Below are 18,379 nucleotides of genomic sequence, written 5' to 3'. Positions count from 1 at the left end.
TTGATTAACATTTATTAAGAGAATCACTAAACTAAGCGTTTAAACTCAGTGAATTACTTGAATTGTTTTCGTTATCTAGTTTTCAAGGAACATAAAACACAGGACATTTAAATGCGTGATGCATTTAGACTCCTATGTGTTGAGTCTTGCTTATATAGAAAGATCTAATGATCTCTCAAAACTAAACAAAATACCAAGCGTGCCTCATTTTCCTTAGAAAGGAGGTGATCCAGCCGCACCTTCCGATACGGCTACCTTGTTACGACTTCACCCCAATCATCTGTCCCACCTTAGGCGGCTGGCTCCAGTGAGGTTACCCCACCGACTTCGGGTGTTACAAACTCTCGTGGTGTGACGGGCGGTGTGTACAAGGCCCGGGAACGTATTCACCGCGGCATGCTGATCCGCGATTACTAGCGATTCCGGCTTCATGCAGGCGAGTTGCAGCCTGCAATCCGAACTGAGAATGGTTTTATGGGATTGGCTTGACCTCGCGGTCTTGCAGCCCTTTGTACCATCCATTGTAGCACGTGTGTAGCCCAGGTCATAAGGGGCATGATGATTTGACGTCATCCCCACCTTCCTCCGGTTTGTCACCGGCAGTCACCTTAGAGTGCCCAACTGAATGCTGGCAACTAAGATCAAGGGTTGCGCTCGTTGCGGGACTTAACCCAACATCTCACGACACGAGCTGACGACAACCATGCACCACCTGTCACTTCGTCCCCCGAAGGGGAACCTTCTATCTCTAGAAGTAGCGAAGGATGTCAAGACCTGGTAAGGTTCTTCGCGTTGCTTCGAATTAAACCACATGCTCCACCGCTTGTGCGGGCCCCCGTCAATTCCTTTGAGTTTCAGTCTTGCGACCGTACTCCCCAGGCGGAGTGCTTAATGCGTTTGCTGCAGCACTAAAGGGCGGAAACCCTCTAACACTTAGCACTCATCGTTTACGGCGTGGACTACCAGGGTATCTAATCCTGTTCGCTCCCCACGCTTTCGCGCCTCAGCGTCAGTTACAGACCAGAGAGTCGCCTTCGCCACTGGTGTTCCTCCACATCTCTACGCATTTCACCGCTACACGTGGAATTCCACTCTCCTCTTCTGCACTCAAGTTCCCCAGTTTCCAATGACCCTCCACGGTTGAGCCGTGGGCTTTCACATCAGACTTAAGAAACCGCCTGCGCGCGCTTTACGCCCAATAATTCCGGACAACGCTTGCCACCTACGTATTACCGCGGCTGCTGGCACGTAGTTAGCCGTGGCTTTCTGGTTAGGTACCGTCAAGGTACCAGCAGTTACTCTAGTACTTGTTCTTCCCTAACAACAGAACTTTACGACCCGAAGGCCTTCATCGTTCACGCGGCGTTGCTCCGTCAGACTTTCGTCCATTGCGGAAGATTCCCTACTGCTGCCTCCCGTAGGAGTCTGGGCCGTGTCTCAGTCCCAGTGTGGCCGATCACCCTCTCAGGTCGGCTACGCATCGTCGCCTTGGTGAGCCGTTACCTCACCAACTAGCTAATGCGCCGCGGGTCCATCTGTAAGTGATAGCCGAAACCATCTTTCAATTTCGAACCATGCGGTTCGAAATGTTATCCGGTATTAGCTCCGGTTTCCCGGAGTTATCCCAATCTTACAGGCAGGTTACCCACGTGTTACTCACCCGTCCGCCGCTAACCTCAGGGAGCAAGCTCCCATTGGTTCGCTCGACTTGCATGTATTAGGCACGCCGCCAGCGTTCGTCCTGAGCCAGGATCAAACTCTCCAATAAAGAGTTGATATAGCTCATAAAGTTTGTACTATATAGTACATTGTTTTGTTAATCGAAATTAACGTTGGCACGCTTGGTTTTGTTTAGTTTTCAAAGATCATTTAACCAGTCATTAACGACTAGGTATTTATCATACCATCAACAAGTAACGAAGTCAACAACCTTTTTGAAATAAATTATTTCGAGATAACTTCCATTACTGTTGTAACAGCAGAAGTTAATAATAAAGGATATCATATTTAAAGTCAAGCCTTATTAACAACATTTTTCACAACTATATTTACACTTAAGTTTGATTCATATCCGAATTCTAACTATCGTTACCGCCAAACAACTCATAATACATTATGGACTTTCACCTAAAGTGTTACAACAAATTAATGACTTCCATATCCTTTGGATGCGGAAGTCATTTAAAAACATTATTTATTAAAATCACCTAAATTAATAGACATTACTTTTGGATAACACCCTTACACTTAGGGCATTCGTACAATATTCCCATATCACCAAAGCTTCTTTGATGAAGTTCTATCATTAATATTTTACACCGTGGACAGTTAAGGTTTTGCCCTCTCTTTGATGACAAATCAAACACCTCCATAATTCAATATATACATCTATAGGAGATTAGTTCATTTTTCAAGTCTCTAGAAAGTATCAGAATAAAGAAAGATCGATGCTAATTAACAACAATATATACTTGGAGGACTTAAAAAGTCAGGTTAAGTAATCAGATATTACATCACGTATCTTATATCTTCCATATGTTGAAACATATTAATAAGAAATTTATTCTTTCTATTATTTTAAGACAATCTCAATGATGACTATCCTATTTAAATGACGGTGGTATTCCTCTAACTTTGAAAGCAATAAAAAAACGGTGTTTCAATCTGGTAAGATTCATATTAACTGATATTCTACAACATCAGCATTCAGTTCCTAGAGTGATACAAAAAAAGATCAGCATTTCTACTGATCTTTTCCATCTTACTTGGCGACGTCCTACTCTCACAGGGGGAAAAAACCCCCAACTACCATCGGCGCTAAGAGCTTAACTTCCGTGTTCGGACTATCGGCCTGCGATAAGCGGCGAATCTCCGCGTCAGCTTGTTCATTCAGATCCTCATGTGCCAAGACCGCACACTCCGGTCTTCATTCTCTGCGCTTCCTTGATCTTCTTGCTTCTCCCAAGCCTCAGGCTAGTAGTTTTACTTTGTCTCTAATTTTTATTTTCAAACCTTCGGTTTAACAACCTATAACTACACAAAAAAAGATCAGTATCTCTACTGATCTTTCCTTCATCTTACTTGGCGACGTCCTACTCTCACAGGGGGAAACCCCCAACTACCATCGGCGCTAAGAGCTTAACTTCCGTGTTCGGACTATCGGCCTGCGATAAGCGGCGAATCTCCGCGTCAGCTTGTTCATTCAGATCCTCATGTGCAAAGAAGCACACTCCGGTCTTCATTCTCTGCGCTTCCTTGATCTTCTTGCTTCTCCCAAGCCTCAGGCTAGTAGTTTTACTTTGTCTCTAATTTTTATTTTCAAACCTTCGGTTTAACAACCTATAACTACACAAAAAAAGATCAGTATCTCTACTGATCTTTCCTTCATCTTACTTGGCGACGTCCTACTCTCACAGGGGGAAACCCCCAACTACCATCGGCGCTGAAGAGCTTAACTTCCGTGTTCGGCATGGGAACGGGTGTGACCTCTTCGCCATCATCACCAAATAATGTGGTTTACGGCTTCCGATGAACTTCACATTTCTGCGTCATCTCATTCGTCAACATCCTCACGTACTGAAGTACGCTCCGGTGTCTCCTCAATCGATTCCTTGAACTGTTCGTTCCTCGAAACCCTTTCACTTTGTATAAAGTTTTCAAGAATATTATATTCCTTCAAAACTAGATAACGAATCACAATTCAATTCACTAAGCTAACGCGCTTTTATTAGGTTAAGTCCTCGATCGATTAGTATCAGTCAGCTCCACACGTCACCGCGCTTCCACCTCTGACCTATCAACCTGATCATCTTTCAGGGATCTTACTCACTAATGTGATGGGAAATCTCATCTTGAGGGGGGCTTCATGCTTAGATGCTTTCAGCACTTATCCCTTCCGCACATAGCTACCCAGCTATGCCTTTGGCAAGACAACTGGTACACCAGCGGTGCGTCCATCCCGGTCCTCTCGTACTAAGGACAGCTCCTCTCAAATTTCCTACGCCCACGACGGATAGGGACCGAACTGTCTCACGACGTTCTGAACCCAGCTCGCGTACCGCTTTAATGGGCGAACAGCCCAACCCTTGGGACCGACTACAGCCCCAGGATGCGATGAGCCGACATCGAGGTGCCAAACCTCCCCGTCGATGTGGACTCTTGGGGGAGATAAGCCTGTTATCCCCGGGGTAGCTTTTATCCGTTGAGCGATGGCCCTTCCATGCGGAACCACCGGATCACTAAGCCCGACTTTCGTCCCTGCTCGACTTGTAGGTCTCGCAGTCAAGCTCCCTTGTGCCTTTACACTCTACGAATGATTTCCAACCATTCTGAGGGAACCTTTGGGCGCCTCCGTTACATTTTAGGAGGCGACCGCCCCAGTCAAACTGCCCACCTGACACTGTCTCCCAGCCCGATCAGGGCTGTGGGTTAGAATTTCAATACAGCCAGGGTAGTATCCCACCGACGCCTCCACCGAAGCTAGCGCTCCGGCTTCTCAGGCTCCTACCTATCCTGTACAAGCTGTACCAAAATTCAATATCAGGCTACAGTAAAGCTCCACGGGGTCTTTCCGTCCTGTCGCGGGTAACCTGCATCTTCACAGGTACTATAATTTCACCGAGTCTCTCGTTGAGACAGTGCCCAGATCGTTACGCCTTTCGTGCGGGTCGGAACTTACCCGACAAGGAATTTCGCTACCTTAGGACCGTTATAGTTACGGCCGCCGTTTACTGGGGCTTCGGTTCAAAGCTTCGCTTGCGCTAACCTCTCCCCTTAACCTTCCAGCACCGGGCAGGCGTCAGCCCCTATACTTCGCCTTGCGGCTTCGCAGAGACCTGTGTTTTTGCTAAACAGTCGCCTGGGCCTATTCACTGCGGCTTTTCCGGGCTATTCACCCTAAAAAGCACCCCTTCTCCCGAAGTTACGGGGTCATTTTGCCGAGTTCCTTAACGAGAGTTCTCTCGCTCACCTTAGGATTCTCTCCTCGCCTACCTGTGTCGGTTTGCGGTACGGGCACCTCTCACCTCGCTAGAGGCTTTTCTTGGCAGTGTGGAATCAGGAACTTCGGTACTATAGTTCCCTCGCCATCACAGCTCAGCCTTCGCGACAACGGGATTTGCCTCGTTGTCAGCCTAACTGCTTGGACGCGCATATCCAACAGCGCGCTTACCCTATCCTTCTGCGTCCCCCCATTGCTCAAATGGTGAGGAGGTGGTACAGGAATTTCAACCTGTTGGCCATCGCCTACGCCTTTCGGCCTCGGCTTAGGTCCCGACTTACCCTGAGCGGACGAGCCTTCCTCAGGAAACCTTAGGCATTCGGTGGAGGGGATTCTCACCCCTCTTTCGCTACTCATACCGGCATTCTCACTTCTAAGCGCTCCACCAGTCCTTACGGTCTGGCTTCACAGCCCTTAGAACGCTCTCCTACCACTGTTCTAAAAGAACAGTCCACAGCTTCGGTGATACGTTTAGCCCCGGTACATTTTCGGCGCAGAGTCACTCGACCAGTGAGCTATTACGCACTCTTTAAATGGTGGCTGCTTCTAAGCCAACATCCTGGTTGTCTAAGCAACTCCACATCCTTTTCCACTTAACGTATACTTTGGGACCTTAGCTGGTGGTCTGGGCTGTTTCCCTCTTGACTACGGATCTTATCACTCGCAGTCTGACTCCTGAACATAAGTCTTTGGCATTCGGAGTTTGACTGAATTCGGTAACCCGATGGGGGCCCCTAGTCCAATCAGTGCTCTACCTCCAAGACTCTCATTTCAAGGCTAGCCCTAAAGCTATTTCGGAGAGAACCAGCTATCTCCAAGTTCGATTGGAATTTCTCCGCTACCCACACCTCATCCCCGCACTTTTCAACGTGCGTGGGTTCGGGCCTCCATTCAGTGTTACCTGAACTTCACCCTGGACATGGGTAGATCACCTGGTTTCGGGTCTACGACCACGTACTTATTCGCCCTATTCAGACTCGCTTTCGCTGCGGCTCCGTCTTATCAACTTAACCTTGCACGGGATCGTAACTCGCCGGTTCATTCTACAAAAGGCACGCCATTACCCATTAACGGGCTTTGACTACTTGTAGGCACACGGTTTCAGGATCTCTTTCACTCCCCTTCCGGGGTGCTTTTCACCTTTCCCTCACGGTACTGGTTCACTATCGGTCACTAGGGAGTATTTAGCCTTGGGAGATGGTCCTCCCTGCTTCCGACGGGATTTCACGTGTCCCGCCGTACTCAGGATCCACTCTGGAGGGAACGAAGTTTCAACTACAGGGTTGTTACCTTCTTTGACGGGCCTTTCCAGACCTCTTCATTTACTCCGTTCCTTTGTAACTCCGTATAGAGTGTCCTACAACCCCAAGAGGCAAGCCTCTTGGTTTGGGCTTCTTCCGTTTCGCTCGCCGCTACTTAGGAAATCACGTTTGCTTTCTCTTCCTCCGGGTACTTAGATGTTTCAGTTCCCCGGGTCTGCCATCAACACCCTATGTATTCAGGTGAAGATACTACTCCATTACGAGCAGTGGGTTTCCCCATTCGGAAATCTCCGGATCAAAGCTTACTTACAGCTCCCCGAAGCATATCGGTGTTAGTACCGTCCTTCATCGGCTCCTAGTGCCAAGGCATCCACCGTGCGCCCTTAACAACTTAACCTTTGACATCGAAGATGTCGTTTAAATCAATTATTAAGAGAATCACTAAACTAAGCGTTTAAACTCAGTGAATTACTTGAATTGTTTTCGTTATCTAGTTTTCAAGGAACATAAAACACAGGATGTTCAAATGCTCTACGCATTTAGACTCCTATGTGTTGAGTCTTACTTATATAGAAAGATCTAATGATCTCTCAAAACTAAACAAAATACCAAGCGTACTCCATTTTCCTTAGAAAGGAGGTGATCCAGCCGCACCTTCCGATACGGCTACCTTGTTACGACTTCACCCCAATCATCTGTCCCACCTTAGGCGGCTGGCTCCTTACGGTTACCCCACCGACTTCGGGTGTTACAAACTCTCGTGGTGTGACGGGCGGTGTGTACAAGGCCCGGGAACGTATTCACCGCGGCATGCTGATCCGCGATTACTAGCGATTCCGGCTTCATGCAGGCGAGTTGCAGCCTGCAATCCGAACTGAGAATGGTTTTATGGGATTGGCTTGACCTCGCGGTCTTGCAGCCCTTTGTACCATCCATTGTAGCACGTGTGTAGCCCAGGTCATAAGGGGCATGATGATTTGACGTCATCCCCACCTTCCTCCGGTTTGTCACCGGCAGTCACCTTAGAGTGCCCAACTTAATGCTGGCAACTAAGATCAAGGGTTGCGCTCGTTGCGGGACTTAACCCAACATCTCACGACACGAGCTGACGACAACCATGCACCACCTGTCACTTCGTCCCCCGAAGGGGAACCTTCTATCTCTAGAAGTAGCGAAGGATGTCAAGACCTGGTAAGGTTCTTCGCGTTGCTTCGAATTAAACCACATGCTCCACCGCTTGTGCGGGCCCCCGTCAATTCCTTTGAGTTTCAGTCTTGCGACCGTACTCCCCAGGCGGAGTGCTTAATGCGTTTGCTGCAGCACTAAAGGGCGGAAACCCTCTAACACTTAGCACTCATCGTTTACGGCGTGGACTACCAGGGTATCTAATCCTGTTCGCTCCCCACGCTTTCGCGCCTCAGCGTCAGTTACAGACCAGAGAGTCGCCTTCGCCACTGGTGTTCCTCCACATCTCTACGCATTTCACCGCTACACGTGGAATTCCACTCTCCTCTTCTGCACTCAAGTTCCCCAGTTTCCAATGACCCTCCACGGTTGAGCCGTGGGCTTTCACATCAGACTTAAGAAACCGCCTGCGCGCGCTTTACGCCCAATAATTCCGGACAACGCTTGCCACCTACGTATTACCGCGGCTGCTGGCACGTAGTTAGCCGTGGCTTTCTGGTTAGGTACCGTCAAGGTACCAGCAGTTACTCTGGTACTTGTTCTTCCCTAACAACAGAACTTTACGACCCGAAGGCCTTCATCGTTCACGCGGCGTTGCTCCGTCAGACTTTCGTCCATTGCGGAAGATTCCCTACTGCTGCCTCCCGTAGGAGTCTGGGCCGTGTCTCAGTCCCAGTGTGGCCGATCACCCTCTCAGGTCGGCTACGCATCGTCGCCTTGGTGAGCCGTTACCTCACCAACTAGCTAATGCGCCGCGGGTCCATCTGTAAGTGATAGCCGAAACCATCTTTCAATTTCGAACCATGCGGTTCGAAATGTTATCCGGTATTAGCTCCGGTTTCCCGGAGTTATCCCAATCTTACAGGCAGGTTACCCACGTGTTACTCACCCGTCCGCCGCTAACCTCAGGGAGCAAGCTCCCATTGGTTCGCTCGACTTGCATGTATTAGGCACGCCGCCAGCGTTCGTCCTGAGCCAGGATCAAACTCTCCAATAAAGAGTTGATATAGCTCATAAAGTTTGTACTATATAGTACGTTTTTTTTGTTAATCGAAATTAACGTTGGCACGCTTGGTTTTGTTTAGTTTTCAAAGATCATATCTTGTCCAATTCGTATCTCTCAACGACTGGACTATCATCTTAACACGTAATAAAAATTATGTCAAACATTTTTAAAATGTTTTTTAGAAGATGATTGTTAGAATTACTCAATCACTTATAATTCGTGACTGGATTTACATCATACCAATAATATTCATAACTATCAACTGGTAATAATTTCATACTTGTTTAAACGTCAAATATCTCTGCCCTAAATAGTTCAATACTGTATAGATAAGTGCAGCCAACAATATTGATAACTCTTCTCCATATATATTGGTACTTAAAACGTTCTTATTTATCAAACTGTACCCTATATTATAAGAAACATAATAGCTTACTAAAATGACAAATAAGAAAAGAGCAATTCCTTTTTTATTATTAACATTGCTGTTAAACGTAAAATTTCGATTAAGAAAATAGCTAATAATAGCTCCTATACCATTACCTATAAAAGTTGATACCCAATAAGAAAAACCAAATACATTTAATAGCAAGAATATCGAAGAGATTCCAATGATAGTATTTATTAGCCCGACTCCAATAAATCGTATAATTGTGTTTGACTTATTATAATAATTCTTTATGGTCTGAAGCATCAGTTTCAATATTCCTTTTAATAAGTTGTTTTGTTAAACCTAAAGTATTTATATCAATACTATATCTTGGTCGTCGTTTTGACTCTTTATAAATCTTCCCAATGTACTCTCCAATTAATCCAATGGCTATTAACTGTAGTCCGCCAATTAACCAAATAGATGTAATTAATGATGTCCACCCTGTCTCTGTTTCTCCAATAAACTTTAAAGTTACAAAATATGATCCAAACAACAAACTAGTAAAAAAAGAGAGGAATCCTAGAAGTAAAACAAACCTTATTGGTGTTACTGAAAAAGAGGTTATGCCTTCAAAAGCAAAGGAAATCATTTTCTTTAAAGGATATTTGGTATCTCCAGCAAATCTTTCTTTTCGATCATAATAAACAGCTGTAGATGGAAACCCAATCAAAGGAACTATTCCTCTTAAAAATAAATTTACTTCTTCAAATTTTTCTAACTCCTCAACAGCCCTTTTACTCATTAAGCGATAATCAGCATGATTATAGATTAAATTGACACCTAGTTTCTGCATTATTTTGTAGAATGCTTCTGCAGTTGTTTTCTTAAATAGTTGATCCGTATCTCGTTTATCTCTTACACCATATACAATATCAAAGCCCTCATTATATTTTAAGATAAAATCTTTTATAACATCTACGTCATCTTGTAAGTCTGCATCAATAGATATAACACAATCTGATGAATCTTTAGCTGCAATTAATCCTGCTAATAACGCACTTTGGTGTCCAACATTTCTTGCTAGTTTTAAACCATGTACTTTTTTATTTTTTAAGCTTTCTTTATAGATAATAGACCATGTTTGATCTTTGCTCCCATCGTCTACAAGTAATATATTACTCTGATCTGATATTAACCTAACTTCTATAAGATGATCTAATTTATCAATTAATACAGTTAAAGTTTCAGGTAAGACTTCTTCTTCGTTATAGCAGGGTACGACTATTGTAAGTATTGGTTCCATCTATGTAATACCTCCCAGATTTTACATTGCTTTATATAAATAGATTTTCCAAACTGAAGATTCACTTTGAAATGTCTTCTCTAGTACTAGATTATTCTCAGTTGCATTATCTATTGGAACAGTTGAAAAAATAAATGAACCTCCTAGGTTTTTAAATGCTTCTGTATTTAATTCAAGATTTCTTAACGTTTTTTTAGAATTCTTCTTAAACATATAATGCTTACCAAGTTCATCGGTGAAGATATAGCAACGTCCACCCCACTCATCAAAATAAGTTCTTATTGTTTTGTTTTTTTCGAGTTCTTTTTCGATAATTTTTCTGAATTCATACTTATAGCTCAAGGGATAAAAATTATTATATGTATCTAATGTATAAAAACCGTTATATTGCGGAATTGCCGGATGAATACCAATACTAGCAATTCTATAGTCTTTTTGAGGTAATCCTATATAAGATTTAATTTCATTAAAAAGTGACTCAGAATAAAACTCTTTAACAGAAGGCTTTTTATGATAAATAACCTCATCATTAAATCCTAGAAGTAAAACAATCTGTGCTATAATGAAGAAAAAAGCATAGGGCTTCCAGCTCTTTCTGTGGTTCCAAATAATTTTTAGACCTAGCGCAAAGCCAACATATATAACTAGAGGTCTCAAGAAGTGAAATCTAGCAAAATTAAAAGTATCCATAACATGAAATTTCTCTGTTAGTGGAAGCCAGCCCTTATAAAACCAAAAGGCATACCATGCAGATAATGCAAAATTAAGTATAAAGAGAAAGAGAAACACCATTTCTTCTTTCCATAACCTCTTATTTATGACTATATATAACGAAATCAGAGTTACTGTCAGGATAAAGATCCCATGAACTGTCATTACGTGTGTGTGACCTAGCACAAAGTTCTTAAAGGTTAATCGAATGACCCTCCATAGCGATAGCCTCGCATGAAAATATTCATCTCTACTATTAGGCTCATCATCAAACAAAAATGAATAAACCAATCTATACTCAACAACCAAGAACATACCAGTCATATATATAAGAGCTAACAGAAAATAATAATTGCGTTTTCCTCTTATAAAATCAACTAACCAAAATACGCCCATTCCAAATAAAAAAAAGAAAAACCCTAATACAATACTTGAATATAGAGGCAGTAAAGTTAATACCAGAAACTGCTTCCAAGTGCTTTTCCCATTTCTTATATGTAAAAATGCCCATAAAGCTAAAGGCATACCTAGTGTACTAAGCATCCCCGAGGGCCAGAATGGTGTTAATGCAAATGCTAATGCCACTCCAACATTAATCAGGGTATATTCCTTGTGCATTAGAAGATGATCCTTTAATAATAAGTACATTCCTATAAAGGCAAAAACCCTTGTTATGGTTTGGCTTAAAGCATAAGCAACCATAGTTGGGAAAATAGCATAGAGCCAAACAATAAGACTAAATTCTGTTCCATATGCATTTCTGGGTAATCCATTTATAACCTGAGGAATCTTCGCTTCGCTTGAACCAAGCATTTGCCCACTCTCACTCAACACCTTATACCATGCTAAATTGGAGTCAAGATTATCATGCACCCTTATATGTGCATTCTCACCTAACACAAAGAGAGGAGAAAGGTACAAACATATGATGAAAAAGGCAAATATAAGTAATCTACTCTCACTAGTAATCCTATCTAAAAACAAAATTTACACCTCTGACTAAATAGCATTTCTACATTTGTACTTATTAAGATTTACTAAAACAGGATAATAATACTAAAAATGTTTATGGTGAGGGAATTTGTTTTTTGGTGCCTGTCACTACCCGATATTTGGAGAAATTTGTCGATATCTAAAGTCCATTACACTTTCTTTTAACATCTTACTTGGCGATGCCCAACTCTCACACAGGGGGAATGAACATTAAAAGTGGTTGGAAAAGGGCGTGCAGTGTCGTTCATAAGGGGAATGAACGATAAAAGTGTGTTGAGAAAGTGAGAATATCTCCACGTCAGCTTGTTTTTACTTTGTCTCTAATTTTCACATACAAACCTTCGGTTTAACTACCATTTAACAAAACAAAAAAGACCAGTATCCCTACTTATAAATGCTAATTTAAAAATGAACAAAGATGATTACATAAGAATGTACAGTTTTGTGATGTACATGCATACTTAGTTTGAGGTGGAGAGAATGCATGTACAGCTAGATTTAACGACAGAGATAGAAGTAAAAAGTCTAGAAGATTTACCAAAGTTAAAATTTCTAATGGAGAGCTTAAACATGAAAATAAATAAAAGTAAGATAGGGCGAGAATTGGGAGTAGATCGGAGGACTGTGGATCGATATTTAAATGGAAAGGGGCCAAGTAAAACCCGTAATAGAAAATCTAGAATAGATGAGTTATATGGTGTTATATCAGACCTACTCTCAAAGGATTCAATACAAACTTTTTACTACAAGAGAGTTCTTTGGGAGTACTTAAAGGATAACCATAGTTTGAACTGTTCCCAGTCATCTTTCCGACGATACATATCAAACAAACCTGAGTTCCAAGCATATTTTACCGATGGTAAAAGAACTCAAGCAACACAATCTGTTGTTCGTTATGAAACCCCTCCGGGGGAACAGGCTCAATTCGACTGGAAGGAGAACATAAAATACATAACGTGTGATGGGGAGATTATACACGTTAATGTAGGAGTGTTGGTGTTAGGAAATTCAAGGTTTAAGTCTTATGGTTTAACCATGTCCAAATCACAAAGTATATTAATGTCCTTTTTGATGGAGTGCTTTGAAGCAATTGGTGGAGTACCAAAGATCATTTTAACGGACAATATGAAAACAGTAATGGATGAACATAGAACAGAGTATTCAAAAGGAGTGGTTAATGAACGATTTGAACAGTTTGCCAGTGATAGTGGATTTGAAATCAAACCTTGTATTGCAGGAAGGCCAAGGACAAAAGGGAAAGTAGAGAGTATTATGAAGCTCTTAGATGAGATTCATGCTTATCAGGGTAAATTCACTTACGAAGGACTTCACCAATTTGTTCAAAAGCTTTGTGAACGCCATAATCAAAGTTTTAATCAAGGAAATAGAAAGATTCCAATACTTGCTTTAAAACAAGAAAAGAGTCACTTACTCCCCCTACCAAGGAAAGAAATAAGAGACTCTTATAAGATCAAACACAAGCTTGTAAAGGTTAACCCTGCGAGCATGATTACGTACAAATCAAACCAGTATTCAGTACCAGCTGAATACAAAGGGAAAACCGTTGGTTTACAAGTCTATGACGATCACATACATGTATATTATAACACGGATTTGATCGCTCAACATCGAATCAGTAGTAAGGTGCTGAATTATAAGGAAGAACATTATACAGACGTATTGTCACGGGGAATGCCAGACTATCCTGATATTGATGAGCTAGCTAAAAAGAATCTACTGGCAATGGATGAGGTGTATAAAATTGAATAGTAGTTATCAACAATTAGTAAGTAATTTAGAATATTTAAACTTAAAACAGATGATTACTCATCTTAACGATACCATTGATTTTAGTACCAAGAATGAATTATCTCTCGTTGACACATTGATGAAATTAACAAACTATGAAATAGATGTTCGTGAGAAAACAATGATAAATTCAATGGTTAAGGTGGGGGCTTTTCCCCACCGTAGTGAGATAAATGAGTTTAACTTTGATTTTCAACCAACGATAAATAAACAACAAATTCTTGATTTTCTTTCTCTGCGTTTTATCGAAGATAAACAGAATATTATCTTCATGGGAACTAGTGGTGTTGGCAAAACTCACTTAGCGACTTCGATTGGAATCGCTGCAGCCAAAAAACGAACAAGTACCTATTTTATTAAATGTAATGAACTTATCTTAAACTTGAAAAAGGCAAAGCTAGAAGATCGCTTAGAGTCTCGATTAAAGCACTATGGGAAATATAAATTACTAATTATTGATGAAATTGGTTACCTTCCAATTGACAAAGAAGATGCCAAACTATTCTTTCAGCTAATTGATTTGAGATATGAAAAGAAAAGTACAATCTTAACTACAAACATTAGCTTTAAAGAGTGGGATGCGGTGTTCCAGGATTCTAAATTAGCAAATGCAATATTAGATCGTGTATTACACCACGCAACAGTTGTCAATATTGTTGGTCCCTCTTATAGAATTAAGGATCATTTACAAAAAGAAGATGATGATTAATTTTGTACATTCTTAAACGATCAAAATTGTACATCGTTAGCTTGACATTTACACCTACTGATCTTTTTCTCTTCTTACTTGGCGACGTCCTACTCTCACAGGGGAAACCCCCAACTACCATCGGCGCTAAGAGCTTAACTTCCGTGTTCGGACTATCGGCTTGCGATAAGCGGCGAATCTCCGCGTCAGCTTGTTCGTTCAGATCCTCATGTGCCAAGACCGCACACTCCGGTCTTCACTCCCTGCGCTTCCTTGACCTTCTTGCTTCTCCCAAGCCTCAGGCTAGTAGTTTTAATTTGTCTCTAATTCTTATATTCAAACCTTCGGTTTAACAACCTTTAACGACACAAAAAAGACCAGTATCCCTACTGATCTTTTTCTCTTCTTACTTGGCGACGTCCTACTCTCACAGGGGGAAACCCCCAACTACCATCGGCGCAAGAGCTTAACTTCCGCGTTCGGACTATCGGCTTGCGATAAGCGGCGAATCTCCGCGTCAGCTCGTTCGTTCAGATCCTCATGTGCCAAGACCGCACACTCCGGTCTTCACTCCCTGCGCTTCCTTGACCTTCTTGCTTCTCCCAAGCCTCAGGCTAGTAGTTTTAATTTGTCTCTAATTCTTATATTCAAACCTTCGGTTTAACAACCTATAACTACACAAAAAAAGATCAGTATCTCTACTGATCTTTCCTTCATCTTACTTGGCGACGTCCTACTCTCACAGGGGGAAACCCCCAACTACCATCGGCGCTGAAGAGCTTAACTTCCGTGTTCGGCATGGGAACGGGTGTGACCTCTTCGCCATCATCACCAAATAATGTGGTTTACGGCTTCCGATGAACTTCACATTTCTGCGTCATCTCATTCGTCAACATCCTCACGTACTGAAGTACGCTCCGGTGTCTCCTCAATCGATTCCTTGAACTGTTCGTTCCTCGAAACCCTTTCACTTTGTATAAAGTTTTCAAGAATATTATATTCCTTCAAAACTAGATAACGAATCACAATTCAATTCACTAAGCTAACGCGCTTTTATTAGGTTAAGTCCTCGATCGATTAGTATCAGTCAGCTCCACACGTCACCGCGCTTCCACCTCTGACCTATCAACCTGATCATCTTTCAGGGATCTTACTCACTAATGTGATGGGAAATCTCATCTTGAGGGGGGCTTCATGCTTAGATGCTTTCAGCACTTATCCCTTCCGCACATAGCTACCCAGCTATGCCTTTGGCAAGACAACTGGTACACCAGCGGTGCGTCCATCCCGGTCCTCTCGTACTAAGGACAGCTCCTCTCAAATTTCCTACGCCCACGACGGATAGGGACCGAACTGTCTCACGACGTTCTGAACCCAGCTCGCGTACCGCTTTAATGGGCGAACAGCCCAACCCTTGGGACCGACTACAGCCCCAGGATGCGATGAGCCGACATCGAGGTGCCAAACCTCCCCGTCGATGTGGACTCTTGGGGGAGATAAGCCTGTTATCCCCGGGGTAGCTTTTATCCGTTGAGCGATGGCCCTTCCATGCGGAACCACCGGATCACTAAGCCCGACTTTCGTCCCTGCTCGACTTGTAGGTCTCGCAGTCAAGCTCCCTTGTGCCTTTACACTCTACGAATGATTTCCAACCATTCTGAGGGAACCTTTGGGCGCCTCCGTTACATTTTAGGAGGCGACCGCCCCAGTCAAACTGCCCACCTGACACTGTCTCCCAGCCCGATCAGGGCTGTGGGTTAGAATTTCAATACAGCCAGGGTAGTATCCCACCGACGCCTCCACCGAAGCTAGCGCTCCGGCTTCTCAGGCTCCTACCTATCCTGTACAAGCTGTACCAAAATTCAATATCAGGCTACAGTAAAGCTCCACGGGGTCTTTCCGTCCTGTCGCGGGTAACCTGCATCTTCACAGGTACTATAATTTCACCGAGTCTCTCGTTGAGACAGTGCCCAGATCGTTACGCCTTTCGTGCGGGTCGGAACTTACCCGACAAGGAATTTCGCTACCTTAGGACCGTTATAGTTACGGCCGCCGTTTACTGGGGCTTCGGTTCAAAGCTTCGCTTGCGCTAACCTCTCCCCTTAACCTTCCAGCACCGGGCAGGCGTCAGCCCCTATACTTCGCCTTGCGGCTTCGCAGAGACCTGTGTTTTTGCTAAACAGTCGCCTGGGCCTATTCACTGCGGCTTTTCCGGGCTATTCACCCTAAAAAGCACCCCTTCTCCCGAAGTTACGGGGTCATTTTGCCGAGTTCCTTAACGAGAGTTCTCTCGCTCACCTTAGGATTCTCTCCTCGCCTACCTGTGTCGGTTTGCGGTACGGGCACCTCTCACCTCGCTAGAGGCTTTTCTTGGCAGTGTGGAATCAGGAACTTCGGTACTATAGTTCCCTCGCCATCACAGCTCAGCCTTATGTGACAACGGGATTTGCCTCGTTGTCAGCCTAACTGCTTGGACGCGCATATCCAACAGCGCGCTTACCCTATCCTTCTGCGTCCCCCCATTGCTCAAATGGTGAGGAGGTGGTACAGGAATTTCAACCTGTTGGCCATCGCCTACGCCTTTCGGCCTCGGCTTAGGTCCCGACTAACCCTGAGCGGACGAGCCTTCCTCAGGAAACCTTAGGCATTCGGTGGAGGGGATTCTCACCCCTCTTTCGCTACTCATACCGGCATTCTCACTTCTAAGCGCTCCACCAGTCCTTACGGTCTGGCTTCACAGCCCTTAGAACGCTCTCCTACCACTGTTCTAAAAGAACAGTCCACAGCTTCGGTGATACGTTTAGCCCCGGTACATTTTCGGCGCAGAGTCACTCGACCAGTGAGCTATTACGCACTCTTTAAATGGTGGCTGCTTCTAAGCCAACATCCTGGTTGTCTAAGCAACTCCACATCCTTTTCCACTTAACGTATACTTTGGGACCTTAGCTGGTGGTCTGGGCTGTTTCCCTCTTGACTACGGATCTTATCACTCGCAGTCTGACTCCTGAACATAAGTCTTTGGCATTCGGAGTTTGACTGAATTCGGTAACCCGATGGGGGCCCCTAGTCCAATCAGTGCTCTACCTCCAAGACTCTCATTTCAAGGCTAGCCCTAAAGCTATTTCGGAGAGAACCAGCTATCTCCAAGTTCGATTGGAATTTCTCCGCTACCCACACCTCATCCCCGCACTTTTCAACGTGCGTGGGTTCGGGCCTCCATTCAGTGTTACCTGAACTTCACCCTGGACATGGGTAGATCACCTGGTTTCGGGTCTACGACCACGTACTCTTTCGCCCTATTCAGACTCGCTTTCGCTGCGGCTCCGTCTTATCAACTTAACCTTGCACGGGATCGTAACTCGCCGGTTCATTCTACAAAAGGCACGCCATTACCCATTAACGGGCTTTGACTACTTGTAGGCACACGGTTTCAGGATCTCTTTCACTCCCCTTCCGGGGTGCTTTTCACCTTTCCCTCACGGTACTGGTTCACTATCGGTCACTAGGGAGTATTTAGCCTTGGGAGATGGTCCTCCCTGCTTCCGACGGGATTTCACGTGTCCCGCCGTACTCAGGATCCACTCTGGAGGGAACGAAGTTTCAACTACAGGGTTGTTACCTTCTTTGACGGGCCTTTCCAGACCTCTTCATTTACTCCGTTCCTTTGTAACTCCGTATAGAGTGTCCTACAACCCCAAGAGGCAAGCCTCTTGGTTTGGGCTTCTTCCGTTTCGCTCGCCGCTACTTGGGAAATCGCGTTTGCTTTCTCTTCCTCCGGGTACTTAGATGTTTCAGTTCCCCGGGTCTGCCTTTAATACCCTATGTATTCAGGTAAAAATACTACTCCATTACGAGTAGTGGGTTTCCCCATTCGGAAATCTCCGGATCAAAGCTTACTTACAGCTCCCCGAAGCATATCGGTGTTAGTACCGTCCTTCATCGGCTCCTAGTGCCAAGGCATCCACCGTGCGCCCTTAACAACTTAACCTTCGACAAACGATAAGCTTCGAATTTCTTCGTTGACTTCCCTTCTTCCGGTGCTCATGTACT

5 protein-coding genes and 6 rRNA genes are annotated in these 18,379 nt (G+C 44.0%); 2 read left to right on the top strand and 9 right to left on the bottom strand.

The annotated features are described in order from the left end of the window. Window positions 1-217: 217 nt before the first annotated feature. From LPC09_RS01620 to LPC09_RS01590, 7 genes are all read right to left on the bottom strand, one after another. Window positions 218-1,768: ribosomal RNA gene (locus tag LPC09_RS01620) — 16S ribosomal RNA — on the bottom strand. A 1,623-nt stretch (window positions 1,769-3,391) separates the two neighbouring features. Continuing rightward, window positions 3,392-3,507, bottom strand: a 5S ribosomal RNA gene (gene rrf, locus LPC09_RS01615). 221 nt (window positions 3,508-3,728) lie between these two features. Then, window positions 3,729-6,658, bottom strand: a 23S ribosomal RNA gene (locus LPC09_RS01610). A 235-nt stretch (window positions 6,659-6,893) separates the two neighbouring features. Next, a 16S ribosomal RNA gene (locus LPC09_RS01605) occupies window positions 6,894-8,443 on the bottom strand. Together the 16S, 23S and 5S rRNA genes form the textbook arrangement of a ribosomal RNA operon. Before the next feature lie 283 nt (window positions 8,444-8,726). Continuing rightward, a complete protein-coding gene (locus LPC09_RS01600; protein ID WP_098799751.1) occupies window positions 8,727-9,146 on the bottom strand; it encodes a GtrA family protein in 420 nt (139 codons plus the stop codon). Next, window positions 9,118-10,128, bottom strand: coding sequence for a glycosyltransferase family 2 protein (locus LPC09_RS01595; protein ID WP_231308838.1), 1,011 nt, complete (start codon window positions 10,126-10,128; stop codon window positions 9,118-9,120). Before LPC09_RS01595 ends, LPC09_RS01600 begins: the two co-directional genes overlap by 29 nt. 21 nt (window positions 10,129-10,149) lie before the next feature. Continuing rightward, window positions 10,150-11,823 carry a DUF6044 family protein gene (locus LPC09_RS01590; protein WP_231308837.1) on the bottom strand — a complete coding sequence of 558 codons (1,674 nt, stop codon included), beginning with the start codon at window positions 11,821-11,823 and terminating at the stop codon, window positions 10,150-10,152. 489 nt (window positions 11,824-12,312) lie between these two features. Between LPC09_RS01590 and istA the strand changes: the two genes are divergently transcribed. Further along, the gene (istA, locus tag LPC09_RS01585) at window positions 12,313-13,602 is read left to right on the top strand and encodes an IS21 family transposase (RefSeq protein ID WP_098798502.1); all 1,290 of its coding nucleotides are present in this window, start codon (window positions 12,313-12,315) and stop codon (window positions 13,600-13,602) included. Further along, complete coding sequence (istB, locus tag LPC09_RS01580; protein ID WP_231308836.1) at window positions 13,595-14,350, top strand: IS21-like element helper ATPase IstB; 756 nt, start codon at window positions 13,595-13,597, stop codon at window positions 14,348-14,350. The genes istA and istB overlap by 8 nt, the downstream gene beginning before the upstream one ends. Window positions 14,351-15,049: 699 nt before the next feature. On the opposite strand, the gene rrf (LPC09_RS01575) is transcribed toward istB, so the two are convergent. Both rrf (LPC09_RS01575) and LPC09_RS01570 read right to left on the bottom strand, forming a co-directional pair. Beyond that, window positions 15,050-15,165 (bottom strand): 5S ribosomal RNA (rrf, locus tag LPC09_RS01575). Between the two features lie 221 nt (window positions 15,166-15,386). After that, window positions 15,387-18,317: ribosomal RNA gene (locus tag LPC09_RS01570) — 23S ribosomal RNA — on the bottom strand. Window positions 18,318-18,379: the final 62 nt, after the last annotated feature.

The organism is Metabacillus sp. B2-18, from assembly GCF_021117275.1.
Lineage (GTDB): Bacteria > Bacillota > Bacilli > Bacillales > Bacillaceae > Metabacillus.
Note: the sequence above shows the minus strand (reverse complement) of the source record. Positions and strands in the feature narration are given on the sequence as shown.